Source organism: Streptomyces sp. NPDC111507 (assembly GCF_055638955.1).
The window spans coordinates 262,429-282,715 of the sequence record NZ_JBVKBU010000011.1; the positions used below are offsets into that span (position 1 = coordinate 262,429).

Below are 20,287 nucleotides of genomic sequence, written 5' to 3' on the forward strand. Positions count from 1 at the left end.
CGCATAGGATCGCCGGCATGGCACTGAGACCTGTTCAGGTGAACATAAAGGCTCTTGATGACGCGGCGGTCGGCCGGTTCTGGGCGGAGGCGCTCGGCTGGGGTGTTTCCAGCGAAGGCCCCGGCGTGACCAATGTGGAACCCGGCGGCGGCTTCGTCTGGCCGGACCCGGTCGCCGTCTGCATCGACGTCGTCACCGTCCCGGAACCCAAGACAACGACCAAGAACCGTGTGCACCTCGATCTCGCCACCACCTCCGCGGCCCATCAGGCGGAGTTGGTCGCACGCCTGAGAGCTCTCGGTGCGACGCCCGCCCATGTGGGCCAGGGCGACGTGCCGTGGACGGTCCTCGCCGACCCGGAGGGCAACGAGTTCTGCGTACTGGAGCCCCGGGAGATCTACCGGGACACCGGACCGATCGCCGCGGTGGTGGTCGACTGCGTGGATCCGCGGGCCATGGCCCGGTTCTGGGGTGAGGCGACGGACTGGACCCTGCATGACGTGACCGACGACCATGCGGTGCTGCGCTCCGCCAAGGGGGTCGGCCCGTATCTCGAGTTCCTCCGCAGGCCCGGCGTGAAGACCGTGCCGGACCGCGTCCATCTCGACCTGCTGCCCTACCCCGGTGACGACAAAGCAGCGGAGGTGGCCCGGCTGCGGGCCCTCGGCGCCACCGACCTCGACCTCGGCCAGGGCGATGTCCCGTGGACGTGCCTGACCGACCCCGAGGGCCACGAGTTCTGCGTCCTCGGCCGGTCCTGACAGGGAGCCTCAACGACTCAGCAGGATCGGGGGCAGGGCCGCCGGCCGGGAGGAACGATCGGCCGGCACCCGAGGGGTCGCCACCCGGGCGGCTGGATCCACCGCGGAGCGGGGTGCGGGCGGACGACGCCTTCGGGTCGGTGGCGGGACAGTGAGCGGTGGGTGGCGCCGGGCCGCGGACGCGCGCGGGGCGGGGTCAGGAGCGGGAGGTGCGGGGCTGAGCGGCGCGCTCCGTGCTCCGCTCAGCGTGCTGCTCCGCGCGCTTCTCCTTGATGCGGACCTCTTCCTTGCGGACCTCGGCCTGGGTGCTGCGCTCCCGGCGCAGCCATCCCGGGTCCTCCTGCTTCAGGGCGTCGATCTGCTCCGTGGTGAGCGCCTCGGTGACCCCGCCGCGGGCGAGCCCGGCGATGGAGATGCCCAGCCGCGCGGCGACCACGGGCCGGGGGTGCGGGCCGTTGCGTCGCAGCTCCTGGAGCCACGCGGGCGGATCGGCCTGCAGGGCGTTCAGCTCGGCGCGCGAGACGACGCCCTCCTGGAACTCGGCGGGGGTGGCCTCGAGGTACACACCCAGCTTCTTCGCCGCGGTGGCGGGCTTCATGGTCTGGGTGGTCTGGTGCGACGTCATGCGTCAAGGGTATCGAGCGTGTGCGCGACCTCCGACCACGACCGATAGCCTGGCGAGGTGACAGGCTCGGAAGTACCCCCTTCGTTCCGGCTCGCCTATGTCCCGGGAGTGACGCCCACGAAGTGGGTGCGGATCTGGAACGAGCGGCTGCCCGACATCCCCCTCACGCTCGTCGCGGTCTCCACCGACGAGGCGTTCGACCTGCTGCGGGGCCGCGGCGCCGACGCCGGATTCGTCCGGCTGCCGGTCGACCGGGAGGACCTCAGCGCGATCCCCCTCTACACCGAGACGACGGTGGTCGTGGTCCCCAAGGACCACATCGTGGCGGCGGTCGACGAGGTGACCTCCGAGGATCTCGCCGACGAGATCGTGCTGCACCCCCTCGACGACACGCTCGACTGGGAGCGTCCGCCGGGGCAGCCCGCGTTCGAGCGCCCCGCCACCACGGCGGACGCCGTCGAACTCGTGGCGGCGGGCATCGGGCTCCTCGTCGTCCCCCAGTCCCTCGCCCGCCTGCACCACCGCAAAGACCTCACCTACCGGCCGGTCACGGACGCCCCGGAGTCACGCGTCGCGCTGTCCTGGCCACAGGACGCGACCACCGACCTGGTCGAGGACTTCATCGGGATCGTCCGCGGCCGGACCGTCAACAGCTCACGGGGACGCGCCCAGGCACCGGCGACGCCCGCCGCCCCGACGAAGGCCAAGCGTCCCGAGACGGGCGGCGGCGCACGGCGCAAGCCCGCCGCGGGCACGTCGTCCGGCAAGTCGACGACCGGCCGCAACCCCCGCGGCGGCGGTTCCGGAGGCGCCAAGGGCGGCGCCAAGCGGGGCAAGCCCCGCCGTCGTTCCTGACCTGGGCCGAAACGCGGTCGGCCCCTCTCCGGGATTGCCCGGCTGATGAAGCCCAGGATCGCGTGACAGAGGAAGCTTGACCTGGAGCACACTCCAGGTTCTACGGTTTCTCCATGACCAGCGAACAGCCCCTCCCGCAGGAGCCGACGCTCACGATCGCCCAGGTCGTCGAGCACACCGGACTCTCGCACGACACGCTGCGGTACTACGAGAAGGCCGGCCTGATCCAACGGGTCGGCCGGACCACCGGGAACCAGCGGCGCTACGAGGCGGCCGACCTGGCCTGGCTGGAGTTCCTCATCCGGCTGCGCGAGACGGGCATGTCGATCGCGGACATGCAGCGGTTCGCCGAGTTGCGGGCGCGCGGCGACGCCACGGTTCCCGACCGGCTCGCGATGCTCCGGGAGCACCGCGCCGGCCTCGCGGACCGTATCCGGGCGCTGCGCCGCAACGCGGCCTCCCTCGACGACAAGATCGATCACTACGAACGGCTGCTCGACCAGCCGGGATCGGACGAACTCTCATGACGCTCACGAACACCGCCACCACACGCGAGGAGCGTTTCGAGCACGGCCTGGAGGTCCTCAAGCGCGTCGACGGCGAGGCGGGACAGCGCGTCGTCGACGCGCTCGGCGACATCAATCCCGAACTCGGCCACCAGATCGTCTCCTGGGCTTTCGGCGACATCTACGACCGGCCCGGACTGGCCCCACGCGACCGCCAGTTGGTGACGCTCGGCATGCTCACCGCGCTCGGCGGCTGTGAGATCCAGTTGGAGGTGCACGTCAACGCGGCCCTCAACGTGGGTCTTTCCCCGGACGAGATCGTGGAGTCGCTGCTGCACTCGGCCGTCTACTGCGGCATACCGAAGGCGATGAACGCGAGCCTGGTCGCGAAGAAGGTCTTCGCCGAGCGTGGGCTGCTGCCCGCCGGACAGCAGCCCACGCCTCCGGCTACCGCTGCCTGATCCGCAGGAAGGTCACGGAGTTCGCCGGGAAGGTGTAGGTGAACTTGTCCGCGACGCCGTCGAAGGTGGACTTCACGGGGGCGACCGCGGTCACCGTCTCCGAGTTCACCGCCTCCGGCGTGGCCTGGAGGGTGGTGACGGCGGCCTTGCGGGCCGCCTTCGCCCCGCCCAGGTCGATCGCGGTACGGGCGTCCGCCGCCTGCGCGTTGACGACCTTGACGATCAGATCGCCGGTCCGCGCGTCCCGCGTGACGACCTGACGGAACGGCTCCGCGGGCTTGTCGTCCTTGAAGCTCCCCCACTCCTGGCCGTCCAGGTAGAGGGTCACCTGCCGGCCACGGACCTTGATGTCGACGTCGTACGCCTTGCCCGTCTCGATCGTGCCGGGCTTGGAGATCAGGGTCGACTTGCCGCCGTCCACGGCCTGTTCGACCGCGGTGGTGGTGTTGTTCCAGCCGCCGAGGTTCCACCAGTAGTAGTTACCGGTGTCCTTGACGCCGAAGGCGACGAGGAAGCCCTCCTTGCCGGATTTCTTGGTGGCCTTCACGTGCAGGTCGTAGTCGTGCCAGGCCGGGTCGCCCGCCGACACCATGGTGTTCTCGGCGCCCACGTCGGTCTGCACGTACTGGCCGTCCTGCACGCTCCAGCTCCCGCCGCCCGTGTGGGTCCACCGGGAGGCGTCACCGCTGAAGTCGTCGCTGAGCAGCGTGGTGCCGTCGGCGCCGGTCACCTTCACCTCGTCGTACGCCGCCGTGGTCGCCCAGGTCGACAGGCCGACGGCGCCGGAGATGGGCGCGCTCAGCGAGGGCGTGGTGGTGGCCGTCGACGGCACCACCCGGTCGCCGACGTTGTTCATGAACAGCTTCTGCACCTCGTAGTCGGCCGAGCCCCACGAGGCGTGGTTGTTGAACCAGATCATGTCGGGCCGCCACTGCACGTAGTCCTCGTTGGCGAGCAGCGGGGCGTACGAGGCGAGCTTGACGACGTCCGCGTTGCGCTCCAGACCGGTCATGTACGCGGCCTCGGCGAGGGCGTTCTTGAAGGTGTTGCCACCGGAGGCGTACTCGCCGAGGAAGACCTTGGGGCCGTTCCTGTCGTAGGAGTCGTAGCGGTCGTTGTTCTGCAGGAACCACTGGGTGCTGTTGTAGTAGTGCTCGTCGACCATGTCGACGTTCGCTTCCTTGTTGAGCTTCCAGGCGGTGTCGAAAGTGGTGCCGGAGTCGTCGGGTCCGGCGTTCGAGATCACCTTGATGTTCGGGTACTTGGCCTGGATGGCGGCCCGGAACTGCTTGAAGCGGGCGAAGAACTCGTCGGGGAGGTTCTCCTCGTTGCCGACTTCGAGGTGGGTGAGGTGGAAGGGCTTCGGGTGGCCCATCGCCGCCCGCTTGCTGCCCCATTCGCTGGTCACCGGCCCGTTGGCGAACTCGATGAGATCGAGGGTGTCCTGGATGTGGCGCTTGAGGAGCGCGTCGTCGTCGGTGGCCTTGTTCTGGCCGCAGCCGGTGACGAGCGCGGGCACCACGGGCAGCGGCATCGCGCCGATGTCCTCGGCGAACTGGAAGTACTCGTAGTAGCCGAGCCCGTAACTCTGGTTGTAGCCCCAGAAGTTGGAGTTGGTGGCGCGCTGCTCGACCGGGCCGATGGTGTCCTTCCACTGGTACGAGCGCTGGCGCTGGTAGCCCGAGGCCTCGTCGTAGCCCTGCATGCTGCCGGTGTTGACCAGGCAGCCGCCGGGGAAGCGCACGAAGCCGGGGTGCAGGGCGGCGATCTTCTCGGCGAGGTCCTTGCGCAGGCCGTGGCCCTTGTACGTGTCCCGGGGGATCAGCGAGATCATGTCGAGCGCGACGGGAGCGTCGGCGGCGACGGTGAGGCTCCCGGTGGCGCTGTCGCGGGTGGCGGTGAACCTGGCCCGGTACTTGGCCCAGCCGCCGCGCGCGGTGACCTGCCGGGCCTCGGCGAGCGCGCCGTCGGCGTCGTGCAGGGTCACGGTGAGCGGCGCCCTCGCCTCCGCGCGGGCCCAGACCGAGAAGTCGTACGTCTTGCCGCTCTCGACCCTGATCCCGGTGTTGTACCCGGAGTTGGTGACGGACGAGCCTGCGCCCAGGGCGAGGTAGGTGCGGTTGCGGGCGTTCAGGCGCCCGTCGTCGTCCGCGGTCGTCGCGGTGCCCGTGGTGGCCCAGGAGGTGAGCGGCGTATAGGACCTGTTGTCGGCAGTGCTGTACTCGAACGACCGGTTCTGTACGAGCTCCGCGTACAGTCCGCCGTCCGCGGCGCGGTTGATGTCCTCGAAGAAGACGCCGTACATGGAGTCGTCGATCTTCGCGCCCGAGCCCTTCGGGTCGACGGTGATCGCGTAGTCGGTGACGTCGGCGGCGGCGTGGGCGGGCCCGGGAACGACGGCTGAGGCCACCAGGAGTGCGGTGGCCGTGAGTCCGAGTCTCCAACGGGTGCGAGTGCGTGACATGGATGCTCCGCGGCTCTGTGGTGTTGAGTTGTTCGAGGTCTTGATTTGTTCGATATTCCGGACAGCGATCAATACTTCGAACGGCAAGATAGGGAGGGGGTCAGAGCGCGTCAATGGGTCGCGCAGCATCGCATGGGACGGAGAGCGGAACGGTATGGGCGAGTTCTGGCCAGTGACGGACGTGCTCGCCCACCTGGGCGGGAGCTGGCGGGTGGAGCGCTCGGTGCGGGATCTCGTGAGCGGTGCGGAGGGGCGGTTCACGGGGACGACGGTTTTCGGCCCGCTGGAGGGACCGCTGGAGGGACCGGGAGCTCCGCACGGACTTCTGCACCAGGAATCCGGCACGTTCGTGTGGCAGGGCACACCTCGGCCCGCCGAACGCACGCTGCGGTTCCTGCCGGGGCCGAGCCCGGCGGCAGCCCTCGTCCAGTTCTCCGACGGCCGCCCCTTCCACGACCTGGATCTGAGCACCGGCCGGTACGTCGCCGACCACCCGTGCGCGGCGGACCTCTACCGGGGCGAGTTCACGGTGCGGGACGAGAACCACTGGCGCACGGTGTGGCGGGTGGGCGGCCCCGCCAAGGACCTGGTCCTCACGACCGACTACACACGGCTGCCCTAGGCGTGCTGCGGCACGCCTTCCAGGCGCAGGTTCCAGCGGCCGTTGACGCCGGTGAGGGTGATCGTCGACAGGGGGCGGACGTCGATGTTCCAGTACGTCGAGGGCTGGGCCTTGAGCGCGTAGACGAGCGCGGCCCGCACCACCGAGGGTTCGGCCACCGCGACGATCCGGCTGCCGTCGTCCGCCGGGCGGGTGTCGAGCCAGCCGCCGACGCGGGAGATGAAGGACGTCAGGGACTCGCCGCCGTGCGGGGCGGAGCGCGGATCGGCGAGCCAGGCGTCGACCGCCGACGGCTCGCGGGCCATCGCCTCCCCCAGCGTGAAGCCGCGCCAGCGGCCCATGTCGCAGTCGCGCAGCGCGGGCTGCGCCAGCGGCGCGTACCCGAGGGCGTCGCCGGTGGCGCGGCTGCGCGGGGTCGGCGAGCAGTAGCGCAGCTCGGCCGCCGCCAGTGGCACCAGTTCCGGGGCGGCACGCTGCACTTCGTCCCAGCCGGCCTGGTCAAGCGGCCGGTCGTCCTCGAAGCGTTCGGCCAGCAGCGAGGTGCTGCGAGCGGCGGCGACGAAAGTGACCCGAAGATGCATGCGGCGATCGTGGAGCGCGGGACTCCGCAGGTCAAGAGGCGTTACGCAAGGTATACGCAGGCTTGGCGGAATGTGCTTGCCGAAGCGGACCCATCGGCGGGGCGGGGCCGGGCCCCCGGGGGATCCCCCAGGGGCCACTGGCGGTCAGCCGGCGGAGGTGTCGAGGCCGGGGTCGGGGATCCAGGAGCCGTGGATGCCGCCGGTGACCCGGCGCGGGAGGTGGACCGTCGCGATCCGGTCGAGGCCTGAGGCATCCAGGACCAGGAGCTGGGAGGCGTCTTGCTCGAGGTCGGAGACGACGGTGAGATGCCGGCCGTCTTCGCCACCTCGGTCGTGGTGGTGCCCCAGTAGCCACACGCCGCGAAGGCGCCGATGGCTGAGTACTCAACCACTCACACTCTTGGGTGCCGGCGCATCCGCGTCGGCGCCAGTCACCGCAGTACCCCGTCGCACGCCGCCCTCAGCCGTCGTACCCCCTCCGTGATCTCCCCCGTCCCCCCGACCGCCGCGAAACTCAGCCGGAGGTGCCCCGCAGGGGGCTCCGCGCTGAAGTAGGGGCGGCCGGGCGCGACGGCCACGCCCTCGCGGAGGGCCGCGGAGACCAGGGCGGACTCGTCGGTGCCGTCGGGCAGGCGGAGCCAAAGGTGGTAACCGCCGGAGGGGATGTGGGGCAGGGCGAGTTCGGGGAGCGTCAGCCGGAGCGCGGTCGTCATCGTGTCGCGGCGATTCCTCAACTCGGCGGACACGGCCCGCAGATGACGGGGCCAGGCGGGCGAGCCGACCAGTTCGAGCGCGGCCTCCTGAAGGGGACGCGGCACGAAGAAGGTGTCCACGACCTGGATGGCACGCAGTCGATCGAGGACCGGACCCCGCGCGGCCAACGCACTGACCCGGAAGCTCGGAGAGGTCGCCTTGGTCAGGGAGGAGACGTGCACGACGACCCCGTCAGGGTCCTCCGCGGCCAGCGGACGCGGCAGCGGCCCCGCGTCCTCGTGCACCAGTCGTCGTACGAAGTCGTCCTCGATGACGAACGCGCCCGCCTCGCGCGCGATCCGCACCACCTCGGCGCGCCGGTCGGGGGCGAGCACGGCGCCGGTCGGGTTCTGGAACAGCGGCTGGCAGACGAACACCCGGGCGCCGGTCGCCCTGAAGGCGTCGGCGAGCAGGTCCGGTTTCACCCCGTCCGCGTCGACCGGTACGGGTACCGGCCGCAGGCCCGCCGCGCGGGCGATCGCCAGCATGCCCGGGTAGGTGGGCGACTCGACCAGGACCGGTGCCCCCGGCGGGGCGAGTGCCCTGAGCGCGGTGGTCAGCGCGGACTGGCCGCCGGCCGTGACGAGCACCTCCGCGGCGGTGATCGCACCGCCGATCCCTCGCGCGAACCACTCACGCAGCTCCGTCAGCCCCTCCATCGGCGGCCGCGACCAGGCGCCGGGACGCCGGCCCGCCCGCGACAGGGCCGCACCCATGGCCCGCTCGGGCTGGAGCGAGGGGTGCAGATAGCCGCCGTTGAACTCGACGACGCCGGGCGGCGGGGCGGCGAGCGAGGCGAGGACCCCGGAGGCGTCCACCGTGCGCGGGACGAGTTCCGTCGCGGCGTCCGCGCTCAGCGTGACCTCCTGCCAGGAGGTGTCCCCGGCGGGCGCGGCGGCCGTACGCGGGCGCGCGCGGAACGCACCGGCGCCCGGCCGGGTCACCACCAGCCCCTCGGCGGCGAGCTGAGCCAGTGCCCGTGACACCGTCACCGGGCTGACCCGGAACCGCTCGACGAGTGCCCGGCTCGATGGCAGCTTTCCACCTGGCGAGTAGCGCTTCAGCTCCCGCCGCAGCTGATTCGCCAGATCTCCGACACTGCTACGCTCTTGCATGACAGTACAGAGTAGCGCTATCGACCAGATCGGGATAGCGGTCAGCGCGCCCAGGACGCCCGAGCCGGAGCCCTCGGCGGACCGCCGCTCCGGCACCCTCCAGGCCGCCCTCGGCGTCACCGCCTTCTCCCTCACCTTCCCCGCCACCGCCTGGGGCCTGGAGGGATTCGGCCCCTGGTCGCTGGTGGCCGTGCGCAGCGTGCTCGCCGCCGTCATCGCGGGCGGCTGTCTGCTGGCGCTGCGCGTGCCCGTACCGGCCCGCCGGCACTGGGCGGGGCTCGCCGTGGTGGCCGCCGGTGTCGTGCTCGGCTTCCCCCTGCTGACGACGCTCGCGCTGCAGACGTCCACCACCGCCCACGCGGCCGTGGTCGTCGGGCTGCTGCCGCTGACGACCGCGCTGCTGTCGGCGCTGCGGACCGGCGCGCGGCCCTCACGGATGTTCTGGGGCGCCGCCCTCGCGGGCGCGGCCGCGGTGATCGCGTTCACCGTGCAGCAGAGCGGTGGGGCGCTGAGCAGCGCGGACGCCTATCTCTTCGGGGCGCTGCTGATCTGCGCCGCCGGCTATACGGAGGGCGGCCGGCTCGCCCGGACCATGCCGGGGTGGCAGGTCATCGGCTGGGCGCTGGTCCTGTGTCTGCCGCTGTCGGTGCCCGGCGCGCTGGTGGCGCTGTCGTACGAGCCGGTCCATCTGTCGGCGCACAGCGTGGCGGGGCTGCTGTGGGTGGCCGTCGGATCGCAGTTCCTGGGTCTGGTCGTCTGGTACCGCGGGATGGCGGCGATCGGAATTCCCAAGGCCAGCCAGTTGCAGCTGGCGCAGCCGCTGCTCACACTGGTGTGGTCGGTACTGCTCCTCGGCGAGCAGCTCACACCGGCCGCGCCGCTGACGGCCGCGGCCGTGCTGATCTGCATCGCGCTCACCCAGCGAGCGCGGGGCTGAGCCCCAGGACCGTTACTCCCGCAGATGACGAGGAGACCCTTCAGATGCATGCAGACGTGGGCGACAAGCTCGTGCAGCACGGCAGGGTTGTCGGACAGCACGACAAGGTCGCGGAGATCACCGAAGTAATAGGAACGGAGGGCACGCCCCCGTACCGCGTGCGCTTCACGGACGGGCACGAGGCGGTCTGCTCACCGGGCCCCGACTCGGAAATCCGTCACAAGGACCCGCTGTAGACATTCGGGCACGAGGACCCGCTGTAGACATGCGGGCAGAGATTCAGGGCGCGGGTCGCGCCGGCCGCTGGTAGTGGTCGGTCACGACCCGCGCCATCGCTCCGACGCGGTCGCCGTCGACCTCCTTGGCGGAGAAGAAGACGTGTCCGCGCACTTGAGTGTGTTCGCGTGCGAAGGTGAGGTGCCGGGAGAGTTCGGCCGGGTCCTGCCAGGCCGCGGGCTGCGCGGGGTCACCGGCCTTGTAGAGCGCTTCCCCGATATACAGCTGCACGCCCGTGCCCTGGGTGACCGCCGCCCACCACGGCACGAGCCTCGCGTAGTCGGCGGCGGCGAAGCCGAGGTTCCAGTAGACCTGCGGGACGACGTAGTCGATCCATCGCTCGCGGACCCATTTCCTGGTGTCGGCGTACAGATCGTCGTACGTCTGCACGGCGGCCCGCGTGTCCGAGCCCCGCGGGTCGGTCGCACTGTTGCGCCACACCCCGAACGGACTGATCCCGAAGCGGGTACCGGGCCGGATCAGCGGGATGCGGCCGGCCGTCTCCCGCACCAGTCTGTCGATGTTGTCGCGCCGCCAGGCGGCCCGGTCCGCGAAGCCCGTGCCGTGCGCCCGGTACGCGGCGTCGTCGTCGAAGACCTGGCCCTCGGCCGGGTAGGGGTAGAAGTAGTCGTCCCAGTGCACGGCGTCGATCGCGTACGACCGCACCGCGTCGAGCATCGCGTCCTGGACGAAGGCGCGGACCTCGGGCAGCCCGGGGTTGTAGTAGAGCCTGCCGCCATAGGGGACGACCCAGTCGGGGTGCTTGCGGGCCGGGTGGGTCGCCACGAGTCTGCCGGGGTCCGAGTGGTTCGCGACGCGGTACGGGTTGAACCAGGCGTGCAGTTCGAGGCCGCGCGCGTGGGCCTCCCGCACCGCCGTGCCGAGCGGGTCCCAGCCGGGGTGCCTGCCCTGGACGCCGGTGAGGTACTGCGACCACGGCTCGTACGACGAGGGCCAGAACGCGTCGGCCGTGGGGCGGACCTGGAAGAACACGGCGTTCAGGCGGCGGTCGACCGCCCTGTCGAGGTGGGCGAGGAGTTCGGCGCGCTGCCGGGCGACGGACAGGCCGGCCCGCGAGGGCCAGTCGCGGTTGATGACGGTCGACAGCCACATGCCCCGCAGCTCGGAGGCCGTCCGTGGCCGACCGGGCCCCCGGGTTCCCCCGGAACGGGGTACGGCAGCCGAGTCCCCCGCCGAGCCGAGACCCGGGTCCGCCGTCGTGACGGGACCTGGCTCCCCCTCCGTGAGGCCCGGCTCCCCCGTCGTGACGAGACCGGTCAGCGCCGCCATCGCCGCCACGGTGAACGCCCGCCGTGACCCCCGCCCCGTCCCCGCCGTCCGCCCCACCGCACCCCGCTCCTTCACGTTCCGGATCCGTCCGATCACGGATCGTATCCTCGGCCAGCATGCCCCACCCGGGCGATCGATCATCGATACTTCGGAGTAACGTGCACGGGACGTGCACGATCGGAGCAGGCACCGAACAACGGGGGCCCTGCGACAGCCGTAGATCAGCGAAGGGGACGATGTGACCGACATCGAACGCGTCGGAGTGGTGGGCTGCGGCCAGATGGGAGCGGGCATCGCCGAGGTCTGCGCTCGCGCGGGTCTCGACGTCAAGGTCGCCGAGACCACCGGTGAGGCCCTGGAGATCGGCCGTACCCGGCTGTTCAACTCCCTCGCCAAGGCCGCCGAGCGCGGAAAGATCTCCGCGGACGAGCTCACCGCCACCCAGGAGCGGCTCAGCTTCACCACCGACCTCGGCGAGTTCGCCGACCGCGATCTGGTGATCGAGGCGGTCGTCGAGAACGAGCAGGTGAAGACCGAGATCTTCCAGGTACTCGACCAGGTGGTGACCCGGCAGGACGCGATCCTCGCCTCCAACACCTCCTCCATCCCGCTGGTGCGCCTCGCGGTCGCCACCTCGCGCCCCGACCAGGTCGTCGGCATCCACTTCTTCAACCCGGCTCCGGTGCAGCAGCTCGTCGAACTGATCCCGGCGCTCACCACCTCCGAGGGCACCCTCAGCCGGGCTCAGCTGTTCGCCGAGAAGGCCCTCGGCAAGCATGCGATCCGCGCCCAGGACCGCTCCGGGTTCGTCGTCAACGCGCTGCTGATCCCGTATCTGCTCTCCGCGATCCGGATGTTCGAGTCGGGCATCGCCAGCCGCGAGGACATCGACAACGGCATGGAGCTGGGCTGCGCCCACCCGATGGGCCCGCTCAAGCTCTCCGACCTGATCGGCCTGGACACGGTGGCCTCGGTCGCCTATTCGATGTACGAGGAGTACAAGGAGCCGCTGTACGCCGCTCCCCCGCTGCTCCAGCGCATGGTGGACGCGGGCCGGCTCGGCCGGAAGTCCGGCTCGGGCTTCTACACCTACGCCTGATCACGTACGGTCGCTTCCTTTCGCACCGTCACCTGATTACGTACGGTGAAACTCAGGCACGCGCGGGCCCGGCACCCCTTTCGGCGCCGGGCCCGCACCATTCACACACCGTGTGCGCGCCGGGCTCGCATATGCCCCTCGCACACGCTCCCCACGTGTCCACCAGGCGAGTTGACTTTCCGTGCGCATCCAAGGGATGTGACGACTACGGAAAGGAGCGGACCCGTGACCGCCGACCCGGAGCATCCCGTGGTCCATGGAGAACTCGCAGAGTTACGCCGTCGCCTCGACGTGGCATACGCACGCGTCGAGGGAGGGCATGCCCTGCTCAGTCACCGCGCCGAACAGACCGCCAAGGAGCTCGACGACCTGAGCGCACGGGTCGTCGCCCTGGAACACACCCGCTGGCCACTGCCCGCGATCGCGGCCCTCACGGCCGTGGGCGCACTCGCCGTGGCGGTCTGGCAGGCTCTCGGGCGCTAACGCTCAGGACGCCGCGGGGGGATGGATCGGGGCAACGCGTCCTGCCCGAGCCTGAGGTGATGCAGGAGGAGTAGCGCGGCAGCCATATTGGCGGCCGGGACCTCGCCGCGGGCGACCATGTCGGGAACGAGCTTGAGGGGAACCCATTCCCGACGGTCGGACTCGAAGTCGTCCACGGGGTGTCCGATGTACGCGCCTTCGTCGGCCCAGAAGATGTGGTGCCGGGCGTCGGTGAGCCCGTTGGAGGGCTCGACGCTCATCAGATGGCGCAAGGGTCCCGGTCGCCAGCCGGTCTCCTCCTCGAGTTCGCGGGCCGCCGCTACGGCGATGTCCTCGCCGTCCTCGACGACGCCCGCCGCGAGTTCCCAGCCCCAGCTGTCGGTGATGAAGCGGTGCCGCCACAGGAGCAGCACCTCATTGGCCTCGTTCACCACCGTGGCCACGGCCACGGGACGCAGCCGTATCAAAAAGTGATCGAGGTGCCGACCGTCCGGCAGCTCGACATCTGCGAGATTGACGCTGAACCAGCGGTTTGCGTACACAGTTTGTTCGTTCTGTTTCGTCCACTGCACGGTTCTGCCACCTTCCGCCGAGTAGATGGCAATATCGCAGCAGGAGCGTCCTGACAGCAGGCGCACAGCAGCGCACAGTGCACGGTGCGGCGGCGGGACTCGGTGGTCTACAGCGGTACGCGCAGTGCTCCGTCGATGAGTTCGGCGGCCTCGGCCGTGCCCGCACAGCCGCTGCGCACCAGGTGTTCGCGTACCGCGCGCAGTCTGTCGCGCAGCCGCTGGGACTCCATCCCCCGGGCCTGCTCGGCCATCTGGACGGCGGTGGCCACCGCCTTGTCGGCATTCCCCTGCCGCAGCTCGATCTGACTGAGCATCGCGAGACGGTGCACGCGCCCCCGGTCGTGCGCCGGAGTGTCCACGGCCGCCTCGGCGTGCGCCGCGGCGGCCACCAGGTCACCGAGGCTCAGCAGTGCCTCCGCCACCTGTACGTTGACCAGACCGGGCTGGACATAGCCGGTCTCGTCCGGTTCGTAACCGCGCCGGATGCGCTCGGCGGCCTGTTCGGCACGCCGGATGCAGGACAGCGCGCTGCTGCCGTCGCCGAGGTGTGCGTACGCCTTCGCCTGCATGGCGTAGAGGTCCGAGGCGAGCGCCGGGGTGATGTGCCGCCCGGCGGCGCGCAGCGCGGCCTCCGCGAAGGCGACGGCCTGCCGGTGCTCGCGCATGAACAGCGACTGGTTGACGAGGAGGGCTATGACATAGGCACCGAGTCCCCGGTCCCCGCTGGCCTTCGCCAGCCGCAGCGCCTGGTGGAAGTAGCGCTGGGCGAGCCCGTGCGCGTCGGAGTCGTAGGCGCAGATCCCCGCGATGGCGACGAGGCCGCCCGTCGCACGGTGGAGCTGGCGGCCGGTGGCGTCGGGATAACTGCCGCGCAGCAGGGGCGCGGTCTCCGCGTTGAGGAAACCGACGATCCGGCTGCGGGTCGCCACGCCGCCCGCCTTGCGGTACATCTGCTCGTAGTGGGCGCGGGCCGCGCGCAGCATCTCGATGTCGGCCATGCTCACGTGGTGGCGGCCGCCGCGCGAGACGTCCACGTCCTCGGGCGGGTTCTCCCACTCCCACACCGGCATCACGGCGGGCGTTCCGGTGACGGCCGGGGCGCCGAGGAGGTGCGGGCGCTGTTGTTCGTCGGAGCGCCACAGGGCGGTGGCGCGCTCCACGAAGCCGGAGAGCGAGGAGCCGTGCGGGGCGGACGGCTCGCCGGGCACGCCGAGGCCGATGTCGTCCAGGGTGACGGGCCGGTGCAGGCGCACCGCGAGCACCTCGCAGATCAGGTCGGGTACCTGGCCGCGCGGGCGCTGCCCCTTCAACCACCGTGCCACGGCTGTGTGTTCGTATCTGAGCGCGAGGCCGCGTGCCCTCCCCGCCTGGTTGACATGCGCGGCGAGTCCGGCGTGCGAGATGCCGGCCTCGTCGAGTATCGCGTCGAGCAGAGTGTTGGGCTGCATTCGGGCCCCCGGGTGGCTCGGTGGCGACAGTGCGGTCAGAGTAATCCGTCCCCTGTGCCTGTGGGTCCCCGTTCACACGGGGTGTGAACCGAATGCCCGTATCCGTACCGTGTGCACACTGTCGCGCAGAGTTCCTTACCGGTTGACTGAAATGCCTCGCAAGAGGCCGGCCGGGCCGCCGGCTCCCCCTCGTACAGTGCGGCGGCTCGGCCCCGCCGGTTGCGCGGCGTCACTGCGGGATCCGGCGTTCACCTGATGTGCCGGGCAACGGTGCGGCCCTGCTGTGTCGGGACTCGGCTGCGGTCGTTGCAGAGGATCAGTACGGCCACGTCGTCCGACGGTCTGCCACCGGTGTGGCGCAACAGGCGGGTGAAGACCGCCCTGAGAACGGTCTGCGGGGAGACGGGCTGGGTACGGACGGCCTCGGCGAGCGTGGCGGGCAAGGGGAAGAAGCAGCCGTGGGCGTCGCGGGCGTCCTCCACTCCATCGGTGTGCAGGAACAGGGCCTCGCCGGGGAGGAGTCGGCAGCAGAGGCTGGCCGCCAGTTCGGCGGGGAGCGGGAACGGGCCGAGCGGGGGCAGCGGTTCGGCTCCCGTGAGTGGTTCCACGCGACCGGCGGCGAGCCGGTACGGCGACGGGTGACCGCAGTTGAGGGCGTAGACCTCGCCGTCACCGCGGATCTCCAGAAGAAGTACGGTGACGAACTCCTCGGCGACCGGGCTGTCGGGTTCCGGGCCCGCCGAGGGGTGTTCGGCGCGCGCCCGCTCGCGCAGATGCCGGGCCAGGGCCCGTTCCAGCCGCCGGAGCACACAGGCGAGTTCGGGTTCGTCGTGCACGGCCTCGCGGAAGCTGCCGAGGACGGCGGCGACGGTTGCGATGGCGCCGAGGCCGTGTCCGCGCACGTCGCCCATGACGACCCGTACACCGTGCTCGGTGGCGATCACCTCGTACAGGTCACCACCGATGTTCGCGCCATGGTCGGCGGAGAGCTGGGCAGCGGCGATGTTGAGGCCGTCGATGCGCGGAGGCAGCGGTCGCAGCAGCACGCTCTGGGCGGCGCCCGCGACCTTGCGGATCTGCCTCAGCTCCCGCAGCAGCGCCCGTCTGACGTGGAGGATCAGCCCGGTGCCGACGGCGAAGAAGACGGCGCTGGTGACGATCCGCGCCTCGAGGCCGTCCCGCTGGGCGAGCGGGCAGGTCATTCTGTACGTGATGGCGATCGCACCCCAGGCGGTCGGCAGCCCCAGGCTCAGTACCCGCCGCAGGGTCCGCCGCTCGGCCCGGCGCACCGTCCGGTCGAGGCCGTCCGGCGGACCGCCGCCGTGGACCGTCCGGGCCAGTCGCACGCGCGGTCCGCCCCGGCTCACCGCCCGGACGAGCCCGGCCCGCAGACCACTCCCCCGGGGTCGCGCCCGGAGGCCCACTCGGGCCGGCCCCCGCGAATTCGTCCGGGACGTCGCCCTGCGGGGAGCCCCAGCCTTGATACGGATCATGCCGATTGGCCCCCCAATAGGCCCTGACAGCGCAGACGACCTTCAAGAGGCCGGTCCGATTCTGTCGACCGTATGCCCCGATCGGGCCAGATCGCCCCGACTTGCCACCCGAATGAGTGACACAGCTTCGGACAACCGCATTTATGCAGGTGGGCCAGGGGACGCGCGCCCCAAAGGGGCGCGGGGAACTGCGCGCCCAGCCACGCCATCCGCGCGGCCGAAGGACGACCCGCAGTTCCCCGGCACTGCCGTGCGGAGCTAGCTCCGCAACACCGCTCCCGTGCGCTCAGCGGCGAGCGCCACGGCCACGTCACGCGCCGCGGAGGCCTCGTCGACGGTCAGCGTCCGGTCGTCGGCGCGGAACCGCAGCGCGTAGGCCAGGGACTTCTTGCCCTCGCCGAGCTGCTCACTGTTCTCATAGACGTCGAACAGCCGGATGGACTCAAGGAGTTCACCCGCGCCCTCACGCAGCGCCGCCTCGACGTCCACGTGCGGGACGGTCTTGTCGACGACCAGAGCCACGTCCTGGGTGGCGACCGGGAAGGTCGAGACCTTCGGGCCCTTGGGGAGGCCCGCGCTCGCCTGCTCCAGCGCGTCCAGGTCGAGCTCCATCGCACAGGTGCGCGCGGGCAGACCCAGGGTCTTCAGGACACCGGGGTGCAGCTCACCGGCGTACCCGATGACCTTCTCCTGGCCGTCGACGGCGACGGCCAGTTCGGCGCAGCGACCCGGGTGCCACGGCCCGTACTGCCCGGCACGGACGAGGAGTTCGGCCCCCGCCTCGCGGGCCAGCGAGCGCGCGGCCTCGATCGCGTCGGCCCAGTCGGCCGGGCGGCCCTTGCCCCACCAGCCGGCCTGCTCGCGGGCGCCCGCGAGGACGACGGCGGCGTGCCGGGGCTGGACGGGGAGCGCGGCCGTGAGGGACGCGATCTCCTCGTCGGTGGGACGGCGGTCGACGGGCAGGCGGCCCGCGACGCGCAGTTCGTCCTGCGGCTGGAAGACGAGCCCGGTCTCGAAGAGCGCCAGGTCGTGGCTGCCGCGGCCGTCGTTGCGGCGCAGGGCGTGCAGCAGGCCCGGCAGCAGCGTCGTACGGAGTGCGGGCTCCTCGTCGGAGAGCGGGTTGACCAGCTTGACGACCTTGCGCTTCGGGTCGTCGGCGGCCAGGCCGAGCTGGTCGAAGACGTGCTCGCCGATGAACGGGTAGTTCAGCGCCTCGACGTATCCGGCGCCGGCCAGCGCGCGGCCGATCCGGCGCTGCAGCCGCTGCCTGCCGGTCAGACCCAGGCCCGCGGGGGGCTTCGGCAGGGTCGAGGGCAGGTTCTCGTAGCCCTCGAGCCGGATGACCTCTTCGGCCAGGTCGTTCGGGTCCGTCAGGTCGGGCCGCCAGGACGGCACGGTGACGATCAGCTCGTCCTGCCCGTAGACGTCGCAGCCGACCTGCTGGAGGCGGCGGACGACGGTCTCGCGGCCGTAGTCGACACCGGCCACCTTGTCCGGGTGGTTCGCCGGGATGGTGATGCTGTGCGGCGCGGAGGGCGCGATGACCTCGGTGACCCCGGCGTCGGCGGTGCCGCCGGCGAGGAGGACGAGGAGGTCGACCGTGCGCTGGGCGGCGGCCGAGGCGGCCTGCGGGTCGACGCCGCGCTCGAAGCGCTTGGACGCCTCGGAGGCCAGCTTGTGACGGCGGGCGGTGCGGGCGATCGAGAGCGCGTCGAAGTGCGCGGCCTCGATGACGACCTCGGTGGTGGTGCCCTCGGTGTCGTCGATCTCCGTGTTCGCGCCGCCCATGACGCCCGCGAGGCCGATGGCGCCACGGTCGTCGGTGATGACCAGGTCCTCGGCGTCCAGCGTGCGCGTGACGCCGTCGAGGGTGGTGAGCCTCTCGCCCTGCTCGGCCCGGCGCACACCGATCGCGCCCTGGACGCGGGTGCGGTCGTACGCGTGCAGGGGCTGGCCGAGCTCCAGCATCACGTAGTTGGTGATGTCGACGGCGAGCGAGATCGGGCGCATGCCCGCCTTCTGGAGGCGGCGGCGCAGCCAGATCGGCGAGAGGGTCTCGGGGTCGAGGCCCGTCACCGTCCGCGCGGTGAAGCGGTCGCAGCCCATCGGGTCGGAGACCCGGACCGGGTAGCCGAACGCGTTCGGGGCCGGTACGTCGAGCAGCGCGGGGTCGAGCAGCGGCAGGCCGTAGGCGATGGCAGCCTCTCGGGCCACACCGCGCAGCGACAGGGCGTAGCCGCGGTCGGGCGTGACGGCGATGTCGAGGACCTCGTCGACGAGCTGGAGCAGCTCGATCGCGTCGGTGGCGACCTCGACCTCCGGCGGCAGGACGATGATGCCGCCGCTGCCGTCGTCGCCCATGCCCAGCTCGTCGCCGGAGCAGATCATGCCGTGCGAGGTCTTGCCGTACGTCTCGCGCGCGGCGATCGCGAAGTTGCCGGGCAGCACGGCGCCGGGCAGGACCACGACGACCTTGTCACCGACGGCGAAGTTGCGGGCACCGCAGACGATCTCCTGGAGCTCGCCGGTGCCGTTGGCGGTGCCGACGTCGACGAGGCAGAAGCGGATGGGCTTCTTGAAGCCCTCCAGCTCCTCGATGGACTGCACCTGGCCGACGACCAGGGGACCCTTGAGGTCGGCGCCGAGCTGCTCGACGGTCTCGACCTCGAGGCCTGCCGAAATGAGCTTGGCCTGGACGTCGCGGCCGGTCTCCGTCGCCGGCAGGTCGACGTACTCCCGCAGCCAAGAAAGCGGGACCCGCATCAGATCTCCATCCCGAACGGCCGGGTGAACCGGACGTCACCCTCGACCATGTCTCGCATGTCTTCGACGTTGTGGCGGAACATCAGCATCCGCTCGATGCCGAACCCGAAGGCGAATCCGCTGTACTTCTGCGGGTCGACGCCACAGGCGACCAGCACCCGCGGGTTGACCATGCCGCAGCCGCCCAGCTCGATCCAGCCCTCGGAGGAGCAGGTCCGGCAGGGGCGGTCGGGGTTGCCGACGGACTCGCCCTTGCAGACGTAGCAGAGCATGTCCATCTCGGCGGACGGCTCGGTGAAGGGGAAGTAGTTCGGGCGCAGCCGGGTCTTCATGTCGGCGCCGAAGAGCGACTGGACCATGTGGTCCAGGGTGCCCTTGAGGTCGGCCATGGTCAGGCCCTCGTCCACGGCGAGGAGCTCGATCTGGTGGAAGACCGGGGTGTGCGTGGCGTCCAGCTCGTCCGTGCGGAACACCCGGCCGGGACAGACGACGTAGACGGGCGGCTCACGGTCCAGCATGGCGCGGGCCTGCACGGGCGAGGTGTGGGTGCGCAGCACGACACCGGACTCGCCGTGATCGCCCGTCGGGCCCTCGACGAAGAAGGTGTCCTGCATCTGCCGGGCCGGGTGGTCGGGCGTGAAGTTCAGGGCGTCGAAGTTGAACCACTCCGCCTCGACCTCGGGGCCCTCGGCGATCTCGTATCCCATGGACACGAAGACGTCCGCGACGCGCTCCATCATGGTCGTCAGCGGGTGGCGGGCGCCGGCGGGTACGCGGTCGTACGGCAGCGTGACGTCCACCGCCTCCTCGACCAGTACCCGGGCGTCGCGCTCGGCCTCCAGCTCGGCCTGGCGGGCGCCGAGGGCCTTGTTCACCGCGCCCCGGGCCTGGCCGACGAGCTTGCCCGCGGCTGCCTTGGCATGCGGGGGCAGGGCGCCGATCTCGCGGTTGGCGAGGGCCAGCGGCGAGGTGCCGCCGGTGTGGGCGACCTTGGCCTCCTGGAGCGCGTCGAGGTCACCGGCGGCGGCGAAGGCGGCGAGCGCCTCGTCCCGCATGCGCTCGATCTCTTCCGGTTTCAAGGCCTCGACCTCTACAGGGTCGTACGACTTATTCGGTGCCGACATCTCTTCCCGTGCTTCCGGTTGGCTGGCGGATGGTCCCCGTCCCGACTCGGGGGACGCAT

Annotated in this window: 20 protein-coding genes; 9 read left to right on the top strand and 11 right to left on the bottom strand. The window is 71.1% G+C overall.

Translation table 11 applies throughout. The annotated features are described in order from the left end of the window. Positions 1 to 17: 17 nt before the first annotated feature. Entirely contained in the window at positions 18 to 761 is a 744-nt protein-coding gene (locus ACZ7M2_RS35665; RefSeq protein WP_471598794.1) for a VOC family protein, read from the top strand. 196 nt (positions 762 to 957) lie between these two features. Here the strand turns inward: ACZ7M2_RS35665 and ACZ7M2_RS35670 are convergent, their stop codons facing one another. Beyond that, the gene (locus ACZ7M2_RS35670) at positions 958 to 1,386 is read right to left on the bottom strand and encodes a DUF5997 family protein (RefSeq protein WP_471598795.1); all 429 of its coding nucleotides are present in this window, start codon (positions 1,384 to 1,386) and stop codon (positions 958 to 960) included. A gap of 57 nt (positions 1,387 to 1,443) precedes the next feature. Here ACZ7M2_RS35670 and ACZ7M2_RS35675 point away from each other — a divergent pair, with 57 nt between their 5' ends. The 3 genes from ACZ7M2_RS35675 (at position 1,444) to ACZ7M2_RS35685 (ending at position 3,208) form a co-directional block, all read left to right on the top strand. Next, positions 1,444 to 2,241, top strand: coding sequence for a LysR family substrate-binding domain-containing protein (locus ACZ7M2_RS35675; RefSeq protein ID WP_471598796.1), 798 nt, complete (start codon positions 1,444 to 1,446; stop codon positions 2,239 to 2,241). Positions 2,242 to 2,354: 113 nt separating this feature from the next. Then, positions 2,355 to 2,768, top strand: a complete 414-nt coding sequence (locus ACZ7M2_RS35680) for a MerR family transcriptional regulator (RefSeq protein WP_471598797.1) — start codon at positions 2,355 to 2,357, stop codon at positions 2,766 to 2,768. Next, the gene (locus tag ACZ7M2_RS35685; protein ID WP_067365679.1) at positions 2,765 to 3,208 is read left to right on the top strand and encodes a carboxymuconolactone decarboxylase family protein; all 444 of its coding nucleotides are present in this window, start codon (positions 2,765 to 2,767) and stop codon (positions 3,206 to 3,208) included. Before ACZ7M2_RS35680 ends, ACZ7M2_RS35685 begins: the two co-directional genes overlap by 4 nt. Here the strand turns inward: ACZ7M2_RS35685 and ACZ7M2_RS35690 are convergent. After that, positions 3,195 to 5,672 (bottom strand): alpha-L-arabinofuranosidase C-terminal domain-containing protein, encoded by a 2,478-nt coding sequence (locus ACZ7M2_RS35690; RefSeq protein ID WP_471598798.1) that lies wholly within the window; start codon positions 5,670 to 5,672, stop codon positions 3,195 to 3,197. The genes ACZ7M2_RS35685 and ACZ7M2_RS35690 overlap by 14 nt on opposite strands. A gap of 154 nt (positions 5,673 to 5,826) precedes the next feature. Here ACZ7M2_RS35690 and ACZ7M2_RS35695 point away from each other — a divergent pair, with 154 nt between their 5' ends. After that, positions 5,827 to 6,294, top strand: a complete 468-nt coding sequence (locus tag ACZ7M2_RS35695; protein WP_471598799.1) for a DUF6314 family protein — start codon at positions 5,827 to 5,829, stop codon at positions 6,292 to 6,294. On the opposite strand, the gene ACZ7M2_RS35700 is transcribed toward ACZ7M2_RS35695, so the two are convergent. The 3 genes from ACZ7M2_RS35700 to ACZ7M2_RS35710 all read right to left on the bottom strand — a co-directional run bounded on the left by ACZ7M2_RS35700 (position 6,291) and on the right by ACZ7M2_RS35710 (position 8,839). Then, a complete protein-coding gene (locus ACZ7M2_RS35700) occupies positions 6,291 to 6,875 on the bottom strand; it encodes a histidine phosphatase family protein (protein WP_471598800.1) in 585 nt (194 codons plus the stop codon). The two genes, ACZ7M2_RS35695 and ACZ7M2_RS35700, sit on opposite strands and share 4 nt — an antisense overlap. Positions 6,876 to 7,019: 144 nt before the next feature. Further along, positions 7,020 to 7,232, bottom strand: a complete 213-nt coding sequence (locus tag ACZ7M2_RS35705; RefSeq protein ID WP_471598801.1) for a carotenoid oxygenase family protein — start codon at positions 7,230 to 7,232, stop codon at positions 7,020 to 7,022. A 74-nt stretch (positions 7,233 to 7,306) separates the two neighbouring features. After that, a complete protein-coding gene (locus ACZ7M2_RS35710) occupies positions 7,307 to 8,839 on the bottom strand; it encodes an aminotransferase-like domain-containing protein (RefSeq protein WP_471598802.1) in 1,533 nt (510 codons plus the stop codon). Here ACZ7M2_RS35710 and ACZ7M2_RS35715 point away from each other — a divergent pair. Together ACZ7M2_RS35715 and ACZ7M2_RS35720 are read left to right on the top strand one after the other, a co-directional pair. Then, positions 8,742 to 9,680: a DMT family transporter gene (locus ACZ7M2_RS35715; protein WP_471598803.1), complete on the top strand. Its 939-nt coding sequence runs from the start codon at positions 8,742 to 8,744 to the stop codon at positions 9,678 to 9,680. The genes ACZ7M2_RS35710 and ACZ7M2_RS35715 overlap by 98 nt on opposite strands. Before the next feature lie 44 nt (positions 9,681 to 9,724). Beyond that, a complete protein-coding gene (locus ACZ7M2_RS35720) occupies positions 9,725 to 9,916 on the top strand; it encodes a DUF1918 domain-containing protein (RefSeq protein WP_067365648.1) in 192 nt (63 codons plus the stop codon). A 43-nt stretch (positions 9,917 to 9,959) separates the two neighbouring features. Here the strand turns inward: ACZ7M2_RS35720 and ACZ7M2_RS35725 are convergent, their stop codons facing one another. Beyond that, entirely contained in the window at positions 9,960 to 11,246 is a 1,287-nt protein-coding gene (locus ACZ7M2_RS35725) for a glycoside hydrolase family 10-like protein (RefSeq protein WP_471598829.1), read from the bottom strand. A 238-nt stretch (positions 11,247 to 11,484) separates the two neighbouring features. Between ACZ7M2_RS35725 and ACZ7M2_RS35730 the strand changes: the two genes are divergently transcribed. Next, on the top strand, positions 11,485 to 12,345 hold the full coding sequence (locus ACZ7M2_RS35730) for a 3-hydroxybutyryl-CoA dehydrogenase (protein WP_352047975.1): 861 nt from the start codon (positions 11,485 to 11,487) through the stop codon (positions 12,343 to 12,345). Positions 12,346 to 12,570: 225 nt separating this feature from the next. Then, entirely contained in the window at positions 12,571 to 12,828 is a 258-nt protein-coding gene (locus ACZ7M2_RS35735) for a hypothetical protein (RefSeq protein ID WP_054236124.1), read from the top strand. On the opposite strand, the gene ACZ7M2_RS35740 is transcribed toward ACZ7M2_RS35735, so the two are convergent. The 5 genes from ACZ7M2_RS35740 to pheS form a co-directional block, all read right to left on the bottom strand. Continuing rightward, entirely contained in the window at positions 12,825 to 13,400 is a 576-nt protein-coding gene (locus ACZ7M2_RS35740; RefSeq protein ID WP_067365642.1) for an NUDIX hydrolase, read from the bottom strand. The two genes, ACZ7M2_RS35735 and ACZ7M2_RS35740, sit on opposite strands and share 4 nt — an antisense overlap. Before the next feature lie 107 nt (positions 13,401 to 13,507). Then, positions 13,508 to 14,848, bottom strand: a complete 1,341-nt coding sequence (locus ACZ7M2_RS35745; protein ID WP_352047976.1) for a transcriptional regulator — start codon at positions 14,846 to 14,848, stop codon at positions 13,508 to 13,510. A 248-nt stretch (positions 14,849 to 15,096) separates the two neighbouring features. Next, positions 15,097 to 16,050: a PP2C family protein-serine/threonine phosphatase gene (locus ACZ7M2_RS35750; RefSeq protein ID WP_471598830.1), complete on the bottom strand. Its 954-nt coding sequence runs from the start codon at positions 16,048 to 16,050 to the stop codon at positions 15,097 to 15,099. Positions 16,051 to 16,599: 549 nt separating this feature from the next. Then, on the bottom strand, positions 16,600 to 19,104 hold the full coding sequence (gene pheT, locus ACZ7M2_RS35755; RefSeq protein WP_471598804.1) for a phenylalanine--tRNA ligase subunit beta: 2,505 nt from the start codon (positions 19,102 to 19,104) through the stop codon (positions 16,600 to 16,602). Next, positions 19,104 to 20,228 carry a phenylalanine--tRNA ligase subunit alpha gene (gene pheS, locus ACZ7M2_RS35760; RefSeq protein ID WP_352047978.1) on the bottom strand — a complete coding sequence of 375 codons (1,125 nt, stop codon included), beginning with the start codon at positions 20,226 to 20,228 and terminating at the stop codon, positions 19,104 to 19,106. Before pheS ends, pheT begins: the two co-directional genes overlap by 1 nt. Positions 20,229 to 20,287: the final 59 nt, after the last annotated feature.